The sequence below is a fragment of the Paenibacillus sp. sg306046 genome (genome assembly GCF_059821225.1).
Window position 1 is genome coordinate 298,922 of the sequence record NZ_JCAMRT010000002.1, and the last position, 22,851, is coordinate 321,772.

Sequence of the window (22,851 nt, forward strand, 5' to 3'; positions counted from 1 at the left end):
CTTTACAATGTCAGAACGCAAGCTTGCTCCGGAAACATTAGCGGTTCACGCCGGTCAGGAAATTGACCCGGCTACGATGTCGAGGGCGGTACCTTTGTACCAGACGACTTCTTACGGGTTTCGGGACACGGACCATGCCGCAGATTTGTTCGCGTTGAAGGAATTCGGCAATATTTATACCCGCCTGATGAATCCGACGACCGATGTGTTTGAGAAACGGGTGGCTGCGCTGGAAGGCGCGCCGGCGGCGCTTGCAACCGCATCCGGTCAAGCGGCGATTACCTATTCGCTGCTCAATATTGCCGGAGCGGGCGATGAAATCGTATCCTCGGCCAGCCTGTACGGAGGCACTTATAATTTATTTGCCATTACGCTGCCTAAGCTCGGCATTACTGTAAAGTTCGTCGACTCGTCCAACCCGGAAAACTTCCGTGCAGCGATTACGGACAAAACAAAAGCCGTATTTGCCGAAACGATCGGCAATCCGCGCGGCGATGTGCTGGATATTGCAGCTGTCGCGGCAATTGCGCATGAGGCCGGTGTTCCCCTGATTGTGGACAATACGTTCCCAAGCCCGTATTTGCTGCGCCCGATTGAGCATGGAGCTGACATCGTGGTTCACTCCGCTACAAAGTTTATCGGCGGGCACGGTACCTCCATCGGCGGTGTCATTGTGGATGGCGGGAGCTTTGACTGGAAGGCGCATGCTGACAAGTTCCCTGGCCTGACTGAGCCGGACCCGAGCTATCACGGTGTTGTATACACGGATGCGGTTGGTCCGATTGCGTATATTATTAAGGCGCGCGTGCAGTTGCTGCGTGATATGGGGGCGGCGATTTCGCCGTTTAACTCGTTCCTGCTGCTGCAGGGGCTGGAAACGCTGCATTTGCGGATGGAACGCCACAGCTCCAACGCCTTGGCCGTGGCGCGGTATCTCGAAGGGCATGAGGCTGTCGAGTGGGTCAGCTATGCCGGACTGGAAAGCCATGCTTCCTATGAGCTGGCGCAAAAATATTTGCCGAAGGGCCAAGGGGCCATTCTCACCTTCGGCATCAAGGGCGGCGTTGAAGCGGGCCGCAAGCTGATCAACAGCGTGCAGCTGCTGTCGCATTTGGCCAATGTCGGCGATTCCAAGTCGCTCATTATTCACCCGGCCAGCACGACCCATCAGCAGCTGTCCGGCGATGAGCAGGAAGCTGCCGGGGTATCTCCGGGCATGATTCGTCTGTCGATCGGCACGGAGGCCGTCGAGGACATCATCTACGATCTGGAGCAGGCCATTCAGGCCAGCCAGCAGTAAAGGGGCAACCAAGCCATGGCACGCCGCAAGGACTGGGACACTTATTTTATGGATATCGCCTATATGGCCTCGACCCGCTCCCAATGCAGCCGTCGTCACGTGGGCGCTGTACTGGTGCAAGGAAAAAAGCTGCTCGGAACCGCCTATAACGGCGCGCCCTCCGGTGTGGCGGATTGCTCGGAGGCCGGATGCATGCTGGTTGAAGAATACGAGCTTGTTCAGGCTAACGGCCAGGAGCAGGTCGTGAAAAAGCAGCGCTGCATCCGCACGATTCATGCCGAGCAAAATTTGCTGCTGTTTACGGACCGCGAGGACCGTGAAGGCTCAGTTGTCTATGTGACGGACCAGCCGTGCTGGACGTGCGCAAATATGCTGGCGAACAGCGGCATCGTCGAGATCATTTACCATCGGGCGTATCCGAAGGACAGCGAGAAGGTCGGCGCGTTGATGGCACAGAAAGGCATCGGCTTCCGGCAAATGGAGGGCTATGGACCTCCGGCCGGCACGATCACGGATGTACACAATTAAATCAGCTTGACCGCGAGGAAGAACCTCCTTTTACCTGTGACAGGGAAAGGAGGTTTTTTGTGTTGGCCGCGGGTGTGAGTTGGGCGCATGGCAGGTAGCATGAACAGGTGTAGTTTGGAGATGGGGGCCAGAGTGGAGCGGTAGTGCGAGTAGGAGCAGCAGCAACAAGTACGGCATAGGCAGGAGGGGGCGAAGCAGCCATGATTGGAGCAGGGGCTGGTCAAAGGAGGAGAGCAGGTACGGGGCAAAGCGAAGCGCAAGCTGTTAATGAACATGGTCATGCAGGGGCTGCGTACGTTATGGCGGGCAAATGGGGCATCGGAACAGGCAGAGGGGCCGTCCAAACGATCAGGCCGGGCAGAGGCCAAGCCTGGACATCCCGTCCCATCGTCTGGCTTACGGTATGCTGGACGCTCGGCTATGCTGCTGCGATGGAATGGAGCGGTTTGCGGGAAATGTCCTTATATTTATTTTTCGGCGGGCTCGTATTGCTGCTGCTGGTGTGGACAGGCAAGCCACGAGGCCGTCTGGCATTGGCCGCGCTGCTGCTTGCAGGCACAGCGGCCGGCTGGTACGGCATGTACGATGGCCGCAATCGGACCCTAATTTCGCTCCCGTCTGCGGTGGAGGAAGTCGGCGGCGTGACGTTTTCCGGGCGAATTGCTGCGCCTGTGCGTGTTGATGGAGATAAGGTGATGTTTGACGCGGTGGCCGAGCACATCAGGCTGCCCGGACAAGCTGGAATACAGGATGAGCCTGAAAAACAGTCAGGGGCACTAACGGGGACGAATGCTCCGCATGAGGAGGGAGAACAATCTGCAGGCACGGCAGCAGCGGGCAAAGGCGAACGCTTTCAGCTTTCCCTGCGGCTGTTGAAGGAAAGCGAGCAGCAGACAGCGCTGACGTGGCGGCGCGGGGATCGGGTAGAGCTTAAAGGCAGCTTAAAGCGTCCGGGCGCGGCGCGTAACTATGGCGCTTTTGATTACCGGAGTTATTTGCAGCAGCAGCATATTCATTGGCAAGTGACGGCGAAAGGGCTGGGTGATGTTCAGGTGAGTCGGCCGATCAGCTCGGACTGGGGCTTCTGGCGGCTGGCGCGCTGGAATGACGGGATACGTCTGGAGCTTGGCGGTATGGTGGACCGGCTTTTTCCCGCCGAACAGGCCGGCTTTATGAAGGGCATGCTGATCGGCTTGACCGATGAGATTGATCCGGAGCAGTTCGATGCCTTCTCCCGGCTCGGGCTGACGCATATTATCGCGATCTCCGGATTAAATGTAGCGATTTTTCTGGCCTGTGTCATTTGGCTGCTGCGCCGAATTGGTCTGACCCGAGAAACGTATTTATGGACGGCGATGGCGCTGCTGCCCGTATATATTGCGTTGACGGGCGCGGCTCCGTCGATTGTCCGGGCTGGGCTGATGGCGATGATCGGGTTATATGCCGCCTATCGTCACAGGTTAAAGGATGGCCTTCATCTGGTCATGGCGGTTGGCCTGCTGATGTTAATCTGGAACCCGTATTATGTAACGGATGTCAGCTTTCAGCTCTCTTTTCTGGTAACGCTTGGCATTATCCTACTGGTGCCCAAGATGAGCGCTTTGCTGCCCGTACGGTCCAAAAAATGGAGAGACGCCTTATCGCTCACTTTAGTCGCGCAGCTCGTTTCGTTCCCGCTGACGCTCTATTATTTCAACCAGTTTTCGCTGCTGTCGTTTGCCGCAAATTTGGCGCTTGTACCGGTATTCAGCTCATTTACGATGCCAGTCGGCACGATTGCGATGCTGGTCGGTTTTGTCTCCACAGCGGCTGCAAGCTGGCTGGCTTGGCCGGTGGGCAAGGTTAATGATCTACTATTTGCGATCGTACAGAACGCAGGGAAGCTGGCGTTGTTTCAGACCATTTGGCCGACGCCGTCGCTGTTGTGGATTGTCGGGTACTACGGGGTGTTGGCCGGCGGCTTGCTGGCTATGGAGGCGCTTCGGCAGCAGCAGGCTGCCGGCGAAGGGCCGATGCTGGATACACCGATCGCGTTGCAGTGGAAAAGTCGGCTTAATCGCTGGAATCGTCGGCTGTTTTTGCCGGTCACCGTGTTGCTGTTTCTGATGCAGCTGTGGCTCGGTTACCGGCCTGAGCTGCGTTTGCCGCCTGAGGGCACCGTACATATGCTTGATGTGGGCCAAGGCGACAGCCTGTTGATCCGCACGGGGACGGGCGATCATACGCTGCTTGTCGATGGAGGCGGGACGGTAACCTTTCGCAAGCCTGGCGAAGCGTGGAAAATTCGCAGTGATCCCTATGAGGTAGGCCGTAAGCTGCTGGTCCCTCTGCTGAAAAAACGCGGTGTCCAGCATATTGACGAGCTGATATTGACGCATCAGGATGCCGATCATTTTGGGGGCTTGCAGGCCGTATTGGAGCATATTCCAGTTAAAAGGCTGTTATTTAACGGAACGCTGAAGCCGATTCCGGCTGTTGAAACGTTATTCCGCACAGCGCTGGATCGGGGGACACAGCTTGTGCCGGTTGAGGCGGGAGACCGCTTGCGGATCAGCCCTGAGCTTGAGCTGTATGCGCTGGCTCCATTTGGCAAGGGGGCGGAGGAGCGGATGCATATCGACGTGGAGGCGGAGCAAAATCCGATTTCACTTGTATTTCTGATGGAGCTTGCAGGTACCCGCTGGTTGCTTACCGGAGATATGGGTGTGCGGGAGGAGGAGGAGCTGCTATCCCGCTGGACTGCCGCTTCAAGGGCTGAACTGCCCTTCAAGCTGGTGGAGCAGCCGGTGGATGTGTTAAAGGTAGCGCATCATGGCAGCAAATCTTCAACGTCCGAAGCGTGGCTTGATGCCTGGCGGCCCCGGACAGCGCTGATCAGCGCAGGCGTGAACAATTCGTATGGTCATCCAAGCCCGAAGGTAACGGAGCGTTTGGCTCAGCGCGGCATTGCCGTGTACCGGACGGATCGCGACGGCGAGATTCAACTTCAGATCAGAAACGGCAGAATCGAAATCCGTCATAAGCTTGAGTCGGTTGATTGATTAGGAAATTTAAGGAAATTGCTGTTTGTTGTGCTATGTTGTGCTATATTAAGAACAGTGCATTTTAATGGAAAAATTCGGTGAAAAATCTATATTTACGGGATTGGATATCAGGGATAAGTTGAACCGCGGGCCGCAGCTCCATTTATTTCGATGCTGGACCGGTGAGCGTCATTTTTTCGACTGATATCCCATTTAAACTACAAAGGGGAGATTTGAGGATGAATAAATGGATGCTGAAAACAAATATAGCGGCGCTGGTGATTTCTACAACGGTAGGTGTGCATATGAGCCCGGTTACGGCGCAAGCGCAGTTTACGGATACCGCGGGACATTGGGCGGCAGCAACGATCGACAAGGCGGTGACGGCCAAGTATGTCGATGGATACCCGGACGGCAGCTTTAAGCCGGAGCATCAAGTGAGCCGGGCAGAATTTATTAAGCTCGTTGCGAGCGCGTTGCAGGCTGAAGGTATAAGCGGGAAAGCTGATGCGACTGCTACGAACAGTGGCGCTGATCTGATTGGTAACAATAGTATTGCAGGTGTGATTGGCGAGTCTAGCCGGGGTCGCGTGACAGGTGTGAATAGTAAGGATAGTGTGAGTGAAACCGTTGGTGGAACTAGAAGCTCAGTGCTCGCCGATTCAGCTTGGTATGCGCCTTACGTTTCGTCTTTGCGTAACAAAGGCGTATTGCGCGGTACCGACTTGGCAGACGAAGGGTGGGACAAGCCGATTACCCGCGTCGAAATGGCCAAGATCGCAGCGCGCGCGTCGATTCCGGAGCTGCGGGATGAGAAGCTGCAGCTGGACGATGCCAATGCGATGTACTATGCGACCAAAAGCGGCTTGATCCAGGGGCTGAACAAAGGCGAGCTGGCCTTGGACGGCTTGACGACGCGGGCGCAGTCGGTAACGGTGCTGGATCGTATTCTGAAGCGTGCTGCAGGCGAGACGCTGCCGGTGGACAAATATGCGGCAGGGAACGCTGAAGTCGCGTTGACGGGGACGAATTTCGAGACGGCTTATGGGATGAAGTCCGCGCTGCGGCTGCCGGCCGAACATCAGCTGACGAGTGATGTGAAAATGACGATCAAGGAAGCCTGGTTCTATGACAGCTCGGATAAGGAGTCGCCGGTGTGGGAGTTGTTGAAGGGTGGGGTACGCTTTGATGATAAAAGCTTGGAGGACAGCTACTACTTTGTGTACAAGGTTGAATATGAGATGGGGAATAAGGCAAGGGACTACTATATCAGAACGGCTGATCATTTTTATAATAATGGTTGGATTTCTGTATGGACTCCTACGATTGCCGATCGGATTCAAATGACCGAAGTTGGCAAGAAGGAAGGGTATGTTATTTATGCAAAAAGCAAAAGTGTAACTGATCCTGAGAAACAATATAGCAGCTTTAAAAATGGATCATATCAAGTCAATAGTGTTCATTCCAATTTGTTCGTCAAGTAAACGGGGGCGATACATCTATGAAAAAAGCTTCAATTCCCGCATTTGTATTTGTCTTGATTCAAGTTCTCACGCATATTTTTCAACCTGCTGTGCAGGCTGCCGAAACGAAAACTGTTTATCTTGACTTTGCCAACAAAATAGCAAAGCAAGCAGTGGTTAATGATCATTTTTATTCCAGCCAATCGACATGGAAGGAAGAGCTGGACCTGACCCCTTTTATGACGGGTAATCTCCTGACAGCAGAAGTAACGCTAGACAAGGGAACGGTACTCAAAAAGCAGACATCAGGAAATAAACTTATTTTGGAAATTCAGGGTACTGAAACACCCATATATGGGTTAGACCGAACGAATCCCGGTCATCAAATTTACAGGCTACCGGACGGAAAACGATGGGAGCATAAAGGAGAACGAACCCCTATTATGCAATTCATACCGGATGACGCATCATCTGGCCTATCGCAGCGGCCTGGACGTATTCCAGCCGAAGGATACATTCGGCAGCCAAGTAATTCGCTTGCGGACAAAACACCAACGAGCTACAGTGGAAAAGGTTCACAGGTTTCCGACGTGAACGGGCCGGATTTGCGGTATGAGTATGGGAATCCTCCATACGGATTAGAAGAAAAGGGAAGCCCGGATTATGGAGATCAGGGTGCAGCGGTGACAAGATCATATAATGCAACCCCACCTGCTAATTTTTACCTAGATAAACCTTCGAGTGATATTGAAACACCAGATGGTCTTATTCAACAATCCGCTATCAAACCTGGTTCAATCCGGCTAACCGGTGCAAGTAAACTTCGTGAAGATATTAAGTCGTATTATTGGGGATACAAAGACGGCTCCAACCAGATAGCGGTTCGTAGAGTACTGGATAAATCTTGTGAAAGTGTTGCTATTACCTGCAGCATCATGTCCAAAGGCCCAGACAATGGCCAACTCAACAACTACGTCATGGAAGTCAACACCGAATGGGAAGCGACCACCTATGCATACGGCGGCGGAAAGATCGCAATCACCTACGCTGTTCCGGAGAAGGCTGATCTTGCTGCCGAATACATCAAGATCGACAACGCCTGCATCCAGGTCGGGGAGCAAGTCAGTGTCAAGTACGCCTATAAAAACATCGGGATCAGCACCAGCACACCATTCACGGTCAAGCTGTCCGTAGACGGCAAGGTGATTCATACCGAACGTGCGAACGGCGGGGCCAGCAAGGACGTTCTGTTGGGCGGATCGGCGCCGTATACGTTCACGAATACGGTAGCTAAAAACTTCACCCTGTCGGTCGATTCCGACAATGAAGTGGATGAAAAGCCAGAAACGAGAAGCAATAACGTCTTTCAGGAATCCTTCACCGCGAAGACGAACTGCTCAGGCGATGATGACACAGGAGGGCCGGAGGTCATCACCGGCACGCTGGAGGTTGAGAAGCCCACCGTCAAGTACGGGGTGATCAATTACACGTGGCTGCGCGACGTGAAGGTAACGGGCGGCAAAAGCTGCAAGCTGGAAAAAGGCGACGTGATCTACACCCAAGGCGCTCGCCAGAAGGTGTACAACCGGAATCAGAGCGGCACGTTCAATGACCAGTTTTCGGCCAATCCGTACAATGGCTTCACGACAGGGACGATCACGGTCCAGTACGATATTCTTACCACCTGCGGCACGAAGAAGACGATCGGCCCCGGCAGCTTTCAGGTCATCGCCGATGAAGCAAACAGCCCGCCGCAATTCGAGCCTGCGTGGTTTGCCGAACCGTATTACGCTGGAGGGTATGGCACGAAGGTATCTATCGTTCCGATTGGCGAACGGGTAAGCTTAGGCCATGTGACCAAACCAGCCATCCCCGCGCTCGGTGAAAAGGGAACGCCATATGACCCTGATGGTGATGCCATCACATACTACTATGAATTTGAGAGCAGCAAAAGCTCATGGATCAAGTGGCTGGGTGATACCCGCGACGGGATCGGACTTTATCCGTACCAGGATTCCTACAGCAACATTTTAGCGAAAGAGCTAGGTTCGCACACGATTCAAGCGATGGCCTTTGACGGTCGCGGCGGCGTGGCCGGCCCGTACAACGTGACGCTGCAGGTTGTGGACCAAAACCCGGTTCCGGAAATTACGTTGCCGCCAAAGGTCATCGAGCGCAGGCCGTACACGCCGGAGATCAGCTGCGCGAACAGCTGGACGCCGTACAAAAACCGGACCATCGCTTCCTGCGATTGGCACGGTACGAAACAGCCCGTGTTTCCGGTAGCGGGCAACTACGCGATTCAGCTCGATGTGACGGATAACACCGGACTCCGTTCGAAGCAGACGGCGATCAAAACATTAACCGTGCTGCCTGATTTGCCGCCGATCGTCGATGCAACGCTGGCGTCGAAGGGCATTCGCGGCACGGCCATGCACATGACGGACAACTCGTTTAGTCCAGACGGCGACAAGCTGGTCGTTCACCGGACGCAGATCATCGCCGACGTGAACATGAATGGCAGCTTCGAGGATGATCCTGTGATCGACATTACGGTGAAGGAAGACGGTAGCTTTGAGTTTACGCCGACCGTGCTGGCCAACCATATTCTTCGCATTTACGTGCAGGAGGATTGGGGACTGAGCGCGACCAAGGATTTTCCGTTTACTGTGCTGAACCAGGCGCCGACCGTTGCGATTGATGTAAAAGGCGAAAACCCGGAGCCTCCGGTCATCGAGGGCATCAAGTACGATTTGTCGGACATGCTGACGGATAAGGCAAAGTATGTGATTGAGGATCATTACAACGCCAGCCGAAGTACGCCGATGTACGTGGATGGGGCAGAGGGTGCGATCGCTGCGCCAAACCGTACAAACTTCCTGTTCAAAGCGCCGACCGAAGCCGGGCTCCAGTACAGCTCAACCGGATTGAACATGCGGGGAAATAACGAGCAAGGGTCCTATACGCCAATGGGTACACGTGCCGGAACGAATATTTACTATACGTACGGTATGTTAGCAGAATGCAGCGGGATATGTAATCCGTATGGGATTAATCTTAATATTCATAATGTGCTCAGCAACACCACGCATAACTTTAGGCGAGATTCGTACGCCGATTATATCCAATTTTCCGTGAATCCGGAAGCGGATATGATTTGGATGCGTACGATCCGATCGGCAAGCCGCTATGGAACCTTCAGCGGTAATATGGATCGCTTGTACCGGATATCGGACATGGCTTCCGGCAACTTTACGCCGTTCAAGAGCGTTTCTTTTGTCCCATTTGGCGAGTATTACATCAACCCAGGTACAACAGATTGGACCGTTGTTCCGAGTAATCCGCCACCGGATGGTTGGGTGCCGGTTAGTCATATTAAACCAGCTCCGGCAGATACCCAGCCCTACAATTTTATAGTTAATGGTGTGAAGTCGCTGCAGCCGAATACGATCACAGCAAAGAAGGATAAACAAGACAATTTCTACGCCTTGAGTTGTTCGGCGACATCCGTTCAATATGGGGAGGACAATCATGGTAATACCACTTACAGGGACAAATATGATTGCCGTCTCCAAAAACATAGTCCAGCTGGCAGTGTACTGTGGACAGGTCCCAAATCGTATACCAACTATTTTTCGAGCATTTCCGCTACGGCGCTGATGCCGACGCCCACCGTAGATATTTTGCACATCACGGAAGACAATTCCCGCATCCTGCTGAATGACGGTATCTATGACAACAACACCGGACGGTACGTAGGCCAACTGCCGGGCTACGACTTGAGCGGGTACAATGGCGTCAAGCACATTTGGGCGGTCAAAGGGTATGAATCGGAGTATGTATGGCCGGGTTTACAATTTTATAACGACCTGATCTACTATCGCCCGTATATCAAGGTCAGCTCGTACAGCTGCGGCGACGATGACAGCGATACGTGCTATATGATGTCCTCGTTCGAACGAGTGTACGACATGCAAGCCGACCGACTTACCGTGAATATCCAGAGTCCGCTACATCGGGCATATGGCAGCTACCAGATTGCGTTTAAGGGAAGCGCGACATCCGACGGTAAACTTGTCGTTCCTTTCCGAAAGGGCGGTCCTTCTGGGCCGGAATCCGAAAGGCCGCGTATTCAGGTCTACGATATGGTCACAGGAGCCATGTTGTTTCAATCCGATTATTTGCGTGGTTACGCAAACCCGGCAACCTGCTCAAATCTGGATGATATTTGCTCAGGTACCGTTTCGGTTGACTTAACAGGAGACAATGAAGGCTATCTGATCTGGAAGAGCAGCGAGGGATATTACTATGCCCGCCGCAAGATTAGCTGGACGATTCCAACCGAGTCCGACGCTGGAACGTACAGCCTGGGCAACGTGATGGTGAAGGCTAAAGAATTTGCCAACGGCAGCGTGTCGCTGTCGGTGAAATTCACAAACACAACGTTCAGCGAGCTGAACGGCGCGGGGATTACGTTCCGTTCGGCAGATCACCGCAACTACTATCAGGCGGAGCTGACGACGAAAGCCGTGGTGCTGAGCAAGGTTGTGAATGGCACAAAGACGATTTTGGATCGTCAAGCCAATCCGATCAAGCCCGGCACGTACAATAGCTTGCGCGTGACGGCCAAAGGCGACCGGCTGCACGTGATCGTCAACGGCGTGCCGCTGATCAGCGTGACGGACGGGACATTTACGAAGGGACGGATTGGACTGTTCGCGAACGCGCCGAACGCCTATCTCAAAAACTTCGTGCTGGAGAACGCATCCGGCGGCAGCGAGCTGATCGACAATATTGTACTGGTTAACACGAAGATTGACTACACGGTTCATTTCAGCGATCCGGAGAACGATCCACCGATTTCGGATTTGGCCAAATGGACGTACACAAATACGGAACCGGAAAAGTTCCTTGATGCTGGCGACGGGTTCTCAGATAAAAATGGGTCAAACAGCTACGTGAACAAGGAGGTCCAGTCACCGGAAGCGATACTTGGCAAGGTCGGCTTGTTCCGCATCAGCTTCACGGAGCCGGATGATCCAGCACCACCGGGTAAGCGTTACCCCGATCCTACGTATGCAGCGTTTCGGAATTACGCTGATCCGGATACGAAAATGGTTATTGTGCATCGCAGGCCGATTAGCCTGTTTACGGCAGCTCAAGGCGCAGATTTCAGGATCGTGTGGACCGATGCTTCCTATGATCCGGACCGTTGGCTGAGCGCGGGCTACATTTCCGCCGAGAAGCCGGAATACGTATGGAATCGCGGTATTTATGACTACGTTCACGGCTACACCGACCCGGACGGTATCGTAGGCGTCGGGAAGCTGACGAAGCCGACGAAGAAAGGAAATTACACGCTGCGTCAGGCGGTACGAGACGAATACGGAGCTTGGTCAGACTGGCATGAAGTCAACCTGTGGGTGGATCAGCTCGTACCGAACAATCCGCCCGGCGTGGAGCTGACGTTCCCGACTGGCAGCCAGTCCGAGCCAACGCCGGTCAGCCTGCAGCCAACGATCCGCTGGAACCAGTGGGACCCGGACGCGAATACAACCTTCACGGTGTTTAACCTGACGGTGAAGGACGAGGCAGGCAATTGCGTGGAATGCCGCACGAACGTCACGATGAACACGCAATACGGCAGCTGGGCGTGGACGCTCGATCAGAAGCTGGAGATGGGCAAGAAATATCAGGTGCAGGTACAGGTCGTGGATGACGGCAATTTGGCGTCGCCGTGGAGTCAGGTAGGCTGGATGACAACGAACAGTCCGCCGAGTGCTTACATGACGTATCCGTGGGGAACGCAGGCAGCGCCAACGCTGGCGAACACGACGCGGCCAACATTAACCTGGACGCAAACGGACCCGGATGCGGGGACGGTGTTCGAGTTCTTCCAGCTGCAGGTGACGAACGAAGCGAACACGACGATTGTGCTGGATACATGCACGGCTGCGGCGGATTGCAAGGTACGGCAGCATACGCCCTCCAGCTCTGGCAAGTGGCTTGTCAATGCCGACCTGCCAGCCGGCCAAAAGCTGCGCGTTCGCGTCAAAGTATGGGACAGCTACGGGGCGGAGTCGGATTGGTCGCCGCAGGCTTGGCTGATGATTAACCGGGCCCCGACAGGTCATTTGTTATTCACGGAGCCGGTTTACGAACAGGATACGCCCTTATTTACGGTCGAGCCTTCCGATCCGGACGGAGATCCGCTGCACATCACGGTCGAAAGCAGCTTCGAAGGCGGAGCCTTCCAGCAACTGCAAGCATGGACAACGGTGCCGTCCGGGGAACGGCGCGGATTTACGTACGGCCCGCTGCCGAAGGGCGTGCATACACTGCGACTGACGGTCACCGACCCGCACGGCGGGCAATTTCAGCAAACCTACACTGTGCCGGTGCTGCCGCTGGAGCTAACCGGAGCAGTGAGGCATACGCCGGACTGGGAGCGCTATCGGCTGGATTGGAACCGGAGGTTTCCGGACCGGTCGCGGGCAGCGGATGAGTTTTGGGCGGGGGAAGCGTTTGTGCTGTCTTCCACGGTGACGGACACGGGGGCGGGCGACACCAAGCCGCTGCAGGTTACGGCGGAGCTGATGTCTACAGGCGAAGTGACACGACTGGAGCCGGAAGGGGAGCCGGAGAGCGGCCGGTTGCGTTATACGGGACGTTTGCTTAATACGGAGCATCCCCGTACATTGGCGCAAGGGCCGCAAACGTTTCGATTCACAGTCTACTGGTCCAACGGCCTTGTGCAGCAGCGGGATGTGCGGGTTCAGATCGTTGATGTCATTTACGCGGTCATCGTACCGCAGATTCGGCATTGATCCACCACATCGAACCAGCCTCAGCCGAGCGGTTGCGGACGCGGGGTATCTTTGACGGAAGCAGGCAGTTCGGCCTCATTCGCTTTTTTGACGAAAAATGGGATCGCCAGCGCGCAAAGGATGGACGCCAGCAGCAGCAAAACGAAAGGAATGCCACGCAGCTGCTCAATGCCGAGCACCCAGACGAGAACGATAATCCGGGTGACGATCAGCATCCATTCGCGCCAGATCAAAATCCGCGCCTGTTCAAGCGCCGAATGTTTGCTGATCAGCCGAAAATGCCCGGTATTCCATACGGTGCCGAAATAAAACATGCCAATGGTCATCAAGATATTGGACATGACGAGGAAAAACGAATGCTGGAGCAGCGGGAGCAGGAAGCCTGCGCTCATCGCCGCCACGCCGACCAGCAGCCAGCGGCGTTCAGAGGTGCGCAGCCTGCGGTAAAGCAGCATAGCTCCCATCGTCGCGACCGTATACAGGACATTCAGCAAGGCGATCACCAGCTTGTCGCCGGACACCGAGAAGGTAAACAGCAGCGTAAATACATTATGGAACTGCAGCACAACCCCGGCCGCCAGGCAGGAGGGCACCATCCAGAGGAGCGCGCGGTAAGTAAACACCTGCCGAAAGCGCATGCTCTGAAACACGGTTTCAGACTGGTCGGACAGTGTAATTTTCGGGATAAAAAAGGAAACGATCATCAGGAGCGTCACAAACACAAGCATCAGCATAAAGGAGCCGTTGTACCCGATCCACTTGATCACGAGCGCGGAGACGACCGGATTGATGATGGAAATCAGCTGCCCGACGATACTCGCTGTTGCAAAATATTGCTCAAAATCCTGGCCTTTGCCGATCAGGCTGAGCGTAATATTTTGTGTCGAGCCGTAGGTGCCCCACATGATGCCGACCGGCGTCGCAATCGTCGCGATCCAGAGCAGCTGATTGTCCAGCGTCAAGCTTGTCAGCAGTAGGAAGGTCAGCCCGCCGCACACCGCTGTCGTCTGGATCAGCAATCTGGTTGTAAAGCGTGAGAGCAGCCGGGAGCTGATCGCAAATGATAGTCCCCAGGCAATAAACATCACAAGATTAAACCAGGCGACGTCAAAAATCCGGTGGCCCTGCTCCCAAATATATAAATTAACGAAAATGCCGATATAGTTAAAAATAATGTTGGACGATGCGTTCATCAGCAGCATTTTGCGTACGGTTCCGGTGAGCTGCACAGCTCGTTCACTCCTTAGAAGGTCGGTTAGTTGTCTGGTATGGAGGTGCGTCCCGGAGCATTAAGACTGCAGCATGAACGACGGCTTCATTATAGCTGATTTCCGCAGGTCTGATAAGATGGGGCTTGTATTTTATTTGTGAAAACATTCATGTTGTGTCAGGTCTGTTTTTCTGTTATATTTCTCTGATGGCAGGCGTCTCTGCGGAGACGATCGTGCGGGTGGGCGAGGGAACAATGTAAAGAGGATGGACCATGGAAAACAACAACCGCTGGCAAGCGGTCGTTTATGTACTCGTGGGAGCGGCTTCGTATGGCGTGCTTTCCAGTGTGGTGAAGCTCGCTTATGCGGATGGCTTTACCGCCGGGGAAGTGACCGGAAGCCAGGTGCTGCTAGGCTGTCTGGTGATGTGGCTGCTCAGCTTTCCGCACTGGCGGCGCTGCCGTACGATGACGGCGGTCACGATGTTGAAGCTGATGGGCAGCGGGATATTTACCGGGCTGACCGGTGTCTTCTACTACCAGTCGCTGCAGCGGATGGACGCGTCGTTTGCTGTGCTGCTGCTGTTTCAGTTCGCGTGGATGGGATTGGCCGTCGACTGGCTGTTTCATCGCAAACGGCCCGGACGCATGCAGCTCGCCGGAGCTGCTGTGGTCGGCGCAGGCACATTACTGGCATCGGGCTTGCTGACGGGCGGAGGCCGCATGGAGTTTGACGCGCTCGGGATCGGGCTGGGCTTGCTGGCTGCTGTTTGCTACACGTTGTTTGTGTATGTCAGCGGCCGGGTAGCAACGGAGGTTCCTCCGACGCTGCGAAGCGCCTGGATGCTGACGGGCGGGGCGGCTGCTGTGCTGCTTGTGTATCCGCCGCAATTTTTGTGGAACGGTTCGCTGTCGCAGGGGCTGTGGATGTGGGCGCTTGTGCTTGGCTTGTTTGGCATGATTGTGCCGCCGTATTTATTTAACAAGGGTGTGCCACGGCTGAACACCGGTCTGGCTTCCATTCTGGGCTCTGTCGAGCTGCCGGTCGTGATGATTTGTTCGGCCTGGCTGCTGCAGGAGCCGTCTGATAGCTGGCAATGGCTGGGCGTGGCGCTTATTTTGGCCGGGATCGGCGTGTCGGAATGGAAGGGCTATACCGTACGGGGCCGGAAGCTGAAGCTTCATTAAAAGTCAATATCGCGTTAACGAGCGTTTGAACATGGATGCGCGAATGAATCGCATACTTGCATGCCGAGCAGCTGGTTGCTGCCGGCTTTCCCGCAAGGGAATGTGTTAGGAGAGAAGCCCTTGCTGCGCAAGGGCTTCTTTTTCATGACCGGGCCTTGCAAGTGTTTGCCCGTCCGGATGACGGCTCTCGCAACAATTCCCGGTTTGCCGCGTATAACAGACAGTGCGAGGATGGCGGCGCGTCAGCCGTTACGAGTCAATGAAATGCCAAAATTTGATAAGAACCATCCGTGCAACATTATGGCACCTTGCTTCGTTTATAAGATTGCAAGAGAGGGGGATCACCTTGGTAGCGCCAGATTTGATCAAGGCTGCCCAGACGGGCGATCGCGACGCTCTAATTACCCTATTGCGAGAAATTGAAAATCACGTCTATCGCACGGCTTATTATATTCTGGGCAATGAGCAGGATGCGTTAGATGCAGCCCAGGAAGCGTTAATCCGGATTTATACCAAAATCAACTCCTACGAAGAAAAAGCTCAGTTCAAAACATGGGTGCAGAGGATTGTAACCAATCTTTGTATCGACAAGTTCCGGCGGACCAAGCCAACGGTGTCGATCGAGCAGCATGATATGAGCTTTACCGACCACAAAACGGTGGAAGACGAAGTGATGTCTGCGTATGTCGCTCAAGATATCCGCGAAGCGATCGACAAGCTCCCCGAGCACCATCGTTCCGTGGTAATACTCAGGTATTTGCAGGATTTCTCGTATAATGAGATTGCGGAATCGCTGGACTTGCCCATCAATACCGTCAAGTCGTATTTGTTCAGGGCGAGGCAGCAGCTGCAGGGCATATTGAAGGATTACAACAAGCAACAGCGCAGTGATGCAATGCGGGGATAATGCGGAGCAGAGAAAGAGTCGATATACGAATCGTTAGGAAAGGTAGTGTACGGGGATGATGTGTCAAGAGGTGATCGAACTGATGCAGAGATACCTTGACCGGGATCTCGAAGAAACCGAATACCGCCGGATGCTGGGGCATCTGCAGCAGTGTCCGGATTGCTCTGAATTGTTCGAACGTCTTGTGAATGTATCGACGGAGCTGGAAAACCTGCCCAAGGTGAAACCGCCGTACAGTCTGGTGGATGCGATCTTGCCTGAGATTGAGCGGCTGGAGTCCGGCGCAGGCGCTACCGGAGGCTTGTCGGGTCAGCAGGAAGCGGCCAGCCGCAGCGGAAGCGACGCCTCCCTTGCTGCTCCGCGCTCCAAGCGTGGAGCTCAGGGTCGCAGCCGGCTGCGCGAATGGGTATCTTACCCGGTGCTTGGCGGCGTGGTTGCTGCCGGGCTGATCGTCGGCTTCGTCGTATTCCAGCAAGATTTGACGCTGCCGAGCCAGGTGGCGGAAAGCATGGCCACCAAGTCGGAGGCCAGCCAAGCCGCCCAGACGGGCGGCGCAGCGAACAAGGCGGCTGCCGACACCTCTGGCGTAGCGATGGACAGAAAGGCGGCAAGCTCGCCTCAACCGGATACGCCGGCTTCGAATGAAGCGGCGGGCGACAGCTCGGACGCTGTGAAGCCGGGCGCTGCAGAGGGCCAGTCGATTCAGCCGGTACAGCCGACGCAAACCGAGCCTGTCGCGCCGGGTGGAGCGGCTGCGGGCAAGCAGGCGCCGGAGGTAAATGGCCCGGCTGCGGCAGCTCCGGTGCAGCCGCCTGCGCAACCGGCGCAGGAAGTGCCGCTTGCTTCCGCGGCTACCGGACATGAAGCGAAGCCGGATGCGGGGGGAACAGCGCCGCTGCAAGCCGGGCCGCCGGCCGAGCAGGCTCCGCCGGCGTCCGGCGCTGGCGAGACCAAGCAACTGACGCCAACGTCGGCGGCGGATACGCAGAAGCTTGCGCCGCCAGTCGGAGGCTCGCCTGCGCAGACACCGTCTGGCGAGACTGCGGCCGACCAGACGGCGAGAACAGGACCTGCTGCATCCGAGACGGCCCTGCCGGAAGAGTCGGCTGACGTCAGGGGCAAGCTGCCGCAGGAAAAAACGCTCGGGCCAAGCTTTTCGATCGCCGGGATTGAACCTGCGCCCAAGCATGAGCTGGAGACGGCGGATGGCAGCTACAAGGGAATTGTGAAAAATAATCAGGTGCTTGTTTATGACAAAGCCGGCAAGGAAATCTACCCGTCCAAGTTCGACCAGTGGACCGGGGCTGACCGGATCGAGCTGCTGTCCTGGAACGGGCTCAAGCTGAAGTACGCCGTCAAAATGAACGAGCAGACGCGAACCTTCGAAATTGATGTGAAGGCGCAAACGGAAATTGAAATCAAATCTTAACCATGACAGGGGATGCTGTCGAAGCCTTAATCGGGCTTTGACGTTATCCCCTTGTTGTTGTTATGATAGTTGGACAGATGAACGGAATTGACTGAATGCAACGGAGTGGGTTGAGCTTATGGATGTCAAGCAAGCGCTGAAGCAAGTGGCGAAGGGAGAGATAGCTCCGGTATATGCCCTGTATGGCTCGGAGAGCTATTTGATTCAGGAGCTGGTGCAGCGTCTGACGGAGACGCTGATCCCGGCGGAAGAACGCGCATTTGCCGTAGGGCGGTATGATCTGGGTGAAACTCCGATTGAGGCGGTGCTGGATGAAGCGGAGATGCTGCCGTTTCTCGCAGAACGCAAGCTGGTCGTGGCCTCCGGCGCGTTGTTCCTGACCGGTTCGCGCGATCCGAGCAAGGTCGAGCATAATCTCGACCGGCTGGCTGCTTACTTGAAGGCCCCGGCCGATTTCACCGTGCTGGTGCTGATCGTGCATGCAGACAAGCTGGATGAGCGCAAAAAAATCGTCAAATCGTTGAAGGATGCGGGGGCGTTGGTGCCTTGTGCGGCGCTCGGCGAAGCCGAGCTGATCCAGTGGCTGCAGCAGCAGGCGGGCCGGGCCGGCTTTTCCTTTGCTCCTGGCGCGGCTGAGCAGCTTGTCCGTTATACGGGCACAAGCCTGCAGGCGCTGGCGCAGGAAGTGGAGAAGTGCTCGCTGTATATCGGGCAAGGCGGGACCATCACCGCCGCTGAGCTGGGTCAGCTGGTGACGAAGACGGTGGAGCAGGATATTTTCCAGATGGTGGAGCATATCGTGCAGATGAACCTGGAGCAAGCCTTCAATATGCTGGCGGAGCTGCTGCGGCGCAAGGAGGAGCCGATCAAGATCGTCATTCTGGTCGCGCGGCAATTCCGCATCATGCTGCAGGTGAAGGATTTGATGCAGCAAGGCTATTCGCAGCAGCAGATTGCTTCCCAGATCGGACTTCATCCTTACGCGGTCAAAATTGCCGCCGGACAGGCGGGCCGGTTCGAGGTCAAGCGGCTGACGGTTATTTTGCAGCAGCTGGCTGAGCTGGACTACCAGATGAAAAGCGGTAAAATCGACAAGGTGCTTGGGCTGGAGATGTTTTTGCTGCGGCTGGCCGCTTGATGCGCCCAGTCGCTTGTCCAAGCAGACGCGGCGGTACGTGCGGCCAGCCGAATACCAAAAAAGACCCTGCAACCTCTCGAAGGAGATGCAGGGTCTTTTGCTTTGTCGCATGCGTGTATCTTGTCGCTTAGCCTTGAGCGGCAGCAAGCGCATTAAGCTTTTTCGCGAGGCGGGATTTCTTGCGGGCAGCGGTATTTTTATGCACGAGACCTTTGGTCGCTGCTTTATCCAGCTTTTTGCTGGCAGTGATCAAAGCTTCCTTAGCGGTTTCTACGTTGCTGCCTGCTGCGGCCGTTTCAAAAGCTTTCACAGCAGTACGAAGCGCGGATTTGTGAGATGCGTTGCGCTGACGGCGCTTCTCGCTCACTTTCACACGTTTAATCGCGGATTTAATGTTTGGCATGACGTTCACCTCCTACTACAACTTGCGAACAATCATTTAGCATGATTTGTTGACAACTCTTCGTATTCTAACATGGGCATTTCCAAATTGCAATAGAATGCCATAAAACTGCCGTCCAAATGGCCAAAACCCGTCGGGTGCATAACGCATCCGCCGTTATCGCACAATAATTGGAGATCGTATTTTTAATCCAAGGGGGAGCTGCGCGATGACGTTGGATTTAAGCGCGTATTCGGTACGAACGGACCTGGCTTTGGAGGCGCATGATTTGGCGACGGCGTCGGGAAGCGCGATTCCCGGTGTTCAGATGACCAGAAAGGAAGAGCAGGGCATCCGCATCAGCCTCATTGATATTACGTCGGAGGAGGGCTCGCGGGCGATCGGCAAGCTTCCCGGTCATTATATGACGATGGATGTGCCTGAGCTGCGCAAGAAGGACACCGATTTGCAGGACCGGGTGGCGACGGTGTTTGCCCAGGAGTTCGAGCAGTTTCTGGCCAAGCTGAACATCCCCGTAAACGCCAGCGTATTGATTATCGGACTCGGCAACTGGAACGTCACGCCGGATGCGCTTGGACCGATGGTGGTCGAAAATGTGATGGTGACTCGCCACTATTTCGAGCTGATGCCGGGCGAGGTCAGTCAGGGCTACCGTCCCGTCAGCTCTGTAGCGCCGGGAGTGCTCGGCACGACTGGGATCGAAACCAGCGAGATCGTGCAGGGCATCGTCGACCGTTCCAAGCCGGATCTGGTGATTGCCATTGATGCACTGGCTTCCTTATCGCTCGAACGGGTGAACACAACGATCCAGATCGCCGACACCGGCATTCACCCCGGCTCAGGCATCGGCAACAAACGGAAAGGGCTGACGCTGGAGTCGCTTGGCGTACCTGTGATTGCCATCGGCGTGCCGACCGTTGTGTACGCGTCTACGATTGTGAACAATGCATTTGATATGATGCATGCGCATTTTGCCAGACAGACGTCAAATACGGGGCAAATTCTCGGTCTGATGGACACGATGCAGGAGCAGGAGCGGCTTGGGCTTGTAAAGGAAGTGCTGAATCCGCTCGGCCACGACCTGCTTGTCACGCCGAAGGAAATCGACCAGTTTATTGAAGACATTGCGAACATCATCGCCAGCGGGCTAAATGCGGCGCTCCATCAGGCGGTGGATGCGGATAATGTGTCTGCGTACACGCACTAACAGGCGGGTTTGAGCATCCGGCTTGCCTGTTGCCAGAGAAACGTCAAGTCAAGTTAAGCTGTCAGCCTGCTGCAATCCTCTTTCGCTTCAGGAGCAGCTCGTGTGATCCTTCAGCTGATCAGGAGAAGGGCGGCTTATAAAGCCAAGCCTCGCGTTGCGGGGCTTTTTCGGCTGTCCGTTTTTGAGCTGCCGCATCTTCCCTTCTTCTATATGAACGGCTATTGACGGCTTTTTCATCGGTCTCCTCTTTCACTTGTCTCCTAGATCGGCGTGTGGTCTGGTTTGCGAGATTTCGGTTCTATCGCTCTGCGGTCATTCATAGAGTAGAAACTAGAGAGACGGGCAGCGCTCCCGTTGGCAGCAGACATGCAACTCGATCCCGACGCTCGAAGGAGGAAGCAAACCGATGAAATGGCCATCTGTCACGGCTACGGCCGGCAAGTTCCGTAAATCAGGACAAGCGCTTGGCGTATACTCCCGAACCTTTTCGCTGCTGATGATCGGCAGTCTCATTTTTTTCATCGCGCTGGGCGGACTTGGTTACGTGCAGTCGCGTGTATCCGGCAACTCGCCGAACGCCTCGATGAAGGGGCTTGCCGCCAGTGTGTCCAGCCGTTTTTTTATGGATATGATCGGTCTGGAGGTGCCGGGCTTGCGAGGGGATAGCCGGTCGTTTACGTTTTCCCAGTCCAATGTGTTTCATTTTTTATTTGCCCTCATCACCGATGTAAATCCGAAGGACCCGAAAACGCTGATCGCCCGCGAGGTTCCGGGGATGGCGCAGACACGTTCCGTACCACTAAGCGGGGTGGCGACAGGTGTTGTGGATGCACCCGAGGATTACAGTCCGAATTCCGATGTGTTTAACCGCGATAATCTCGGCGAGGCCGGTACGATTACGGTGATTCCGGGCAGCGGGCCTGCGGTTCCTCCGGCCGGTCCGATCGACCCCGGTTCCGCTGGACCAGCTGCACGACCGCCCGTATCGGCGGGGAAAAATGTAGCGTTTATTTACCAGTCGCATAACCAGGAGTCGTATTTGCCGGAGCTGCTAGGCGAGAAGGACCCCGACAAAGCCTATGATCCTAAAAAAAATGTAACGCAGGTCGGTCTGCGGCTGGCTCAGCAGCTGGAGAAGGAAGGCATCGGCGCGGTTCACTCGGATAAAAACTACCCGGCCATCGAAAAGGGGTTCAATTATTACTATTCCTACAAATATTCATTGAAAACATTGCAGGAGGCGTCCGCAGGCCATCCCGATTTGAACTATTATTTTGACATTCACCGCGATTCCCAGCGCCGCGAGAAAACAACGGTTACCATTAACGGGAAAACGTATGCCCAGGTGTTTTTTGTTATCGGAGGCAAAAATCCGAACTACCAGCAAAACTATGAATTCGCCGAGCAGATCAGCAAGGTACTTGAGGAAAAGTTTCCGGGGCTGTCCAAGGGCATCCATGCGAAGTCGGCTGGAGGCAATGGGGTCTATAATCAGACGTTTTCCCCGAATAGCGCATTAATCGAGGTCGGCGGGGTGGATAATACGCTTGAGGAATGCTACCGGACTGCGGATGCGCTTGCCGTTGCAATTGCCGAGGTGGTGACGCAAGCCGAGAAGGTAAACGCCAAGCCTGCGCCTGGAGGCGCCGGGGTGAAGCAGCCGGGTTAACCGTGCTGACAACGGAGAAGGAGTGAGGTTCGTATGGCGGGTCGAAAAGGGTTGGTGAAGCTTGGGTTGGTCGGGCTCGGCATGGCTTTCTGCCTGTTCTTTGGCGTTACGCTGGCGACGCAGGGGACGGAGCGGATTCACGGTCCGTTAACCGCGAGCACGACAGGCGCTGCAGCCGGCCAGGCGCGGAGCGGCAGCGTTCAGCCAGCCGCGTCTGCAGTCAGGCAGCCAGCCGAGAGCCAGGCAGCCGCCCGTCCGACGGCGAAGCCAACTGCCAAAGACGCCGCCTCTGCGTCCGGCCAACCGGTCAAGCCCGTCCCCAAGCGGCCGGAGGCCCCCGCTACGGAAACTGGAATTAACCGGGTCGGCAACAAAGCCGGCGACCTGCTGGAAATCGCGGCCTACCATACGATCCGGAGCGTAGTGTCCCTGTTTGAGCGGATGATGAAATGAGGGCTACGCCTCTGGTTACGTCCTGATTACACGCTGCTCATTGCTGGCGGCCCTTACAACTGCTATAATGAAAGTTATGTACAAAAAGCGAGTTTAGTGAGGTTTT

The 22,851-nt window shown here is 55.3% G+C and carries 14 protein-coding genes; 12 read left to right on the plus strand and 2 right to left on the minus strand.

Annotation, left to right across the window (positions count from 1 at the left end):
- The first annotated feature begins 7 nt into the window (after positions 1-7).
- From AC6ROY_RS03265 to AC6ROY_RS03285, 5 genes are all read left to right on the plus strand, one after another.
- The gene (locus tag AC6ROY_RS03265) at positions 8-1,300 is read left to right on the plus strand and encodes a homocysteine synthase (protein ID WP_500098546.1); all 1,293 of its coding nucleotides are present in this window, start codon (positions 8-10) and stop codon (positions 1,298-1,300) included.
- A 15-nt stretch (positions 1,301-1,315) separates the two neighbouring features.
- Entirely contained in the window at positions 1,316-1,828 is a 513-nt protein-coding gene (locus AC6ROY_RS03270) for a deoxycytidylate deaminase (protein WP_500098547.1), read from the plus strand.
- Positions 1,829-2,028: 200 nt separating this feature from the next.
- Positions 2,029-4,869 (plus strand): DNA internalization-related competence protein ComEC/Rec2, encoded by a 2,841-nt coding sequence (locus AC6ROY_RS03275; protein ID WP_500098548.1) that lies wholly within the window; start codon positions 2,029-2,031, stop codon positions 4,867-4,869.
- A gap of 221 nt (positions 4,870-5,090) precedes the next feature.
- Entirely contained in the window at positions 5,091-6,335 is a 1,245-nt protein-coding gene (locus tag AC6ROY_RS03280) for an S-layer homology domain-containing protein (protein WP_500098549.1), read from the plus strand.
- Positions 6,336-7,249: 914 nt separating this feature from the next.
- Complete coding sequence (locus AC6ROY_RS03285; protein ID WP_500098550.1) at positions 7,250-13,141, plus strand: glycoside hydrolase family 78 protein; 5,892 nt, start codon at positions 7,250-7,252, stop codon at positions 13,139-13,141.
- A gap of 20 nt (positions 13,142-13,161) precedes the next feature.
- Here the strand turns inward: AC6ROY_RS03285 and AC6ROY_RS03290 are convergent, their stop codons facing one another.
- Complete coding sequence (locus AC6ROY_RS03290) at positions 13,162-14,370, minus strand: MFS transporter (RefSeq protein WP_500098551.1); 1,209 nt, start codon at positions 14,368-14,370, stop codon at positions 13,162-13,164.
- 254 nt (positions 14,371-14,624) lie between these two features.
- Between AC6ROY_RS03290 and AC6ROY_RS03295 the strand changes: the two genes are divergently transcribed.
- From AC6ROY_RS03295 to holA, 4 genes are all read left to right on the plus strand, one after another.
- Positions 14,625-15,539 (plus strand): EamA family transporter, encoded by a 915-nt coding sequence (locus AC6ROY_RS03295; RefSeq protein ID WP_500098552.1) that lies wholly within the window; start codon positions 14,625-14,627, stop codon positions 15,537-15,539.
- Between the two features lie 346 nt (positions 15,540-15,885).
- Positions 15,886-16,446, plus strand: coding sequence for an RNA polymerase sigma factor (locus AC6ROY_RS03300; protein WP_500098553.1), 561 nt, complete (start codon positions 15,886-15,888; stop codon positions 16,444-16,446).
- 58 nt (positions 16,447-16,504) lie between these two features.
- Positions 16,505-17,875 carry an anti-sigma factor family protein gene (locus AC6ROY_RS03305; protein ID WP_500098658.1) on the plus strand — a complete coding sequence of 457 codons (1,371 nt, stop codon included), beginning with the start codon at positions 16,505-16,507 and terminating at the stop codon, positions 17,873-17,875.
- Between the two features lie 118 nt (positions 17,876-17,993).
- Entirely contained in the window at positions 17,994-19,013 is a 1,020-nt protein-coding gene (gene holA, locus AC6ROY_RS03310) for a DNA polymerase III subunit delta (RefSeq protein ID WP_500098554.1), read from the plus strand.
- Positions 19,014-19,140: 127 nt separating this feature from the next.
- On the opposite strand, the gene rpsT is transcribed toward holA, so the two are convergent.
- A complete protein-coding gene (gene rpsT, locus AC6ROY_RS03315) occupies positions 19,141-19,416 on the minus strand; it encodes a 30S ribosomal protein S20 (protein ID WP_500098555.1) in 276 nt (91 codons plus the stop codon).
- Positions 19,417-19,624: 208 nt separating this feature from the next.
- Between rpsT and gpr the strand changes: the two genes are divergently transcribed.
- The 3 genes from gpr to AC6ROY_RS03330 all read left to right on the plus strand — a co-directional run bounded on the left by gpr (position 19,625) and on the right by AC6ROY_RS03330 (position 22,745).
- The gene (gene gpr, locus AC6ROY_RS03320; RefSeq protein ID WP_500098556.1) at positions 19,625-20,623 is read left to right on the plus strand and encodes a GPR endopeptidase; all 999 of its coding nucleotides are present in this window, start codon (positions 19,625-19,627) and stop codon (positions 20,621-20,623) included.
- Between the two features lie 406 nt (positions 20,624-21,029).
- Entirely contained in the window at positions 21,030-22,292 is a 1,263-nt protein-coding gene (locus AC6ROY_RS03325) for a stage II sporulation protein P (protein WP_500098557.1), read from the plus strand.
- A gap of 33 nt (positions 22,293-22,325) precedes the next feature.
- Positions 22,326-22,745, plus strand: a complete 420-nt coding sequence (locus tag AC6ROY_RS03330; RefSeq protein WP_500098558.1) for a hypothetical protein — start codon at positions 22,326-22,328, stop codon at positions 22,743-22,745.
- Positions 22,746-22,851: the final 106 nt, after the last annotated feature.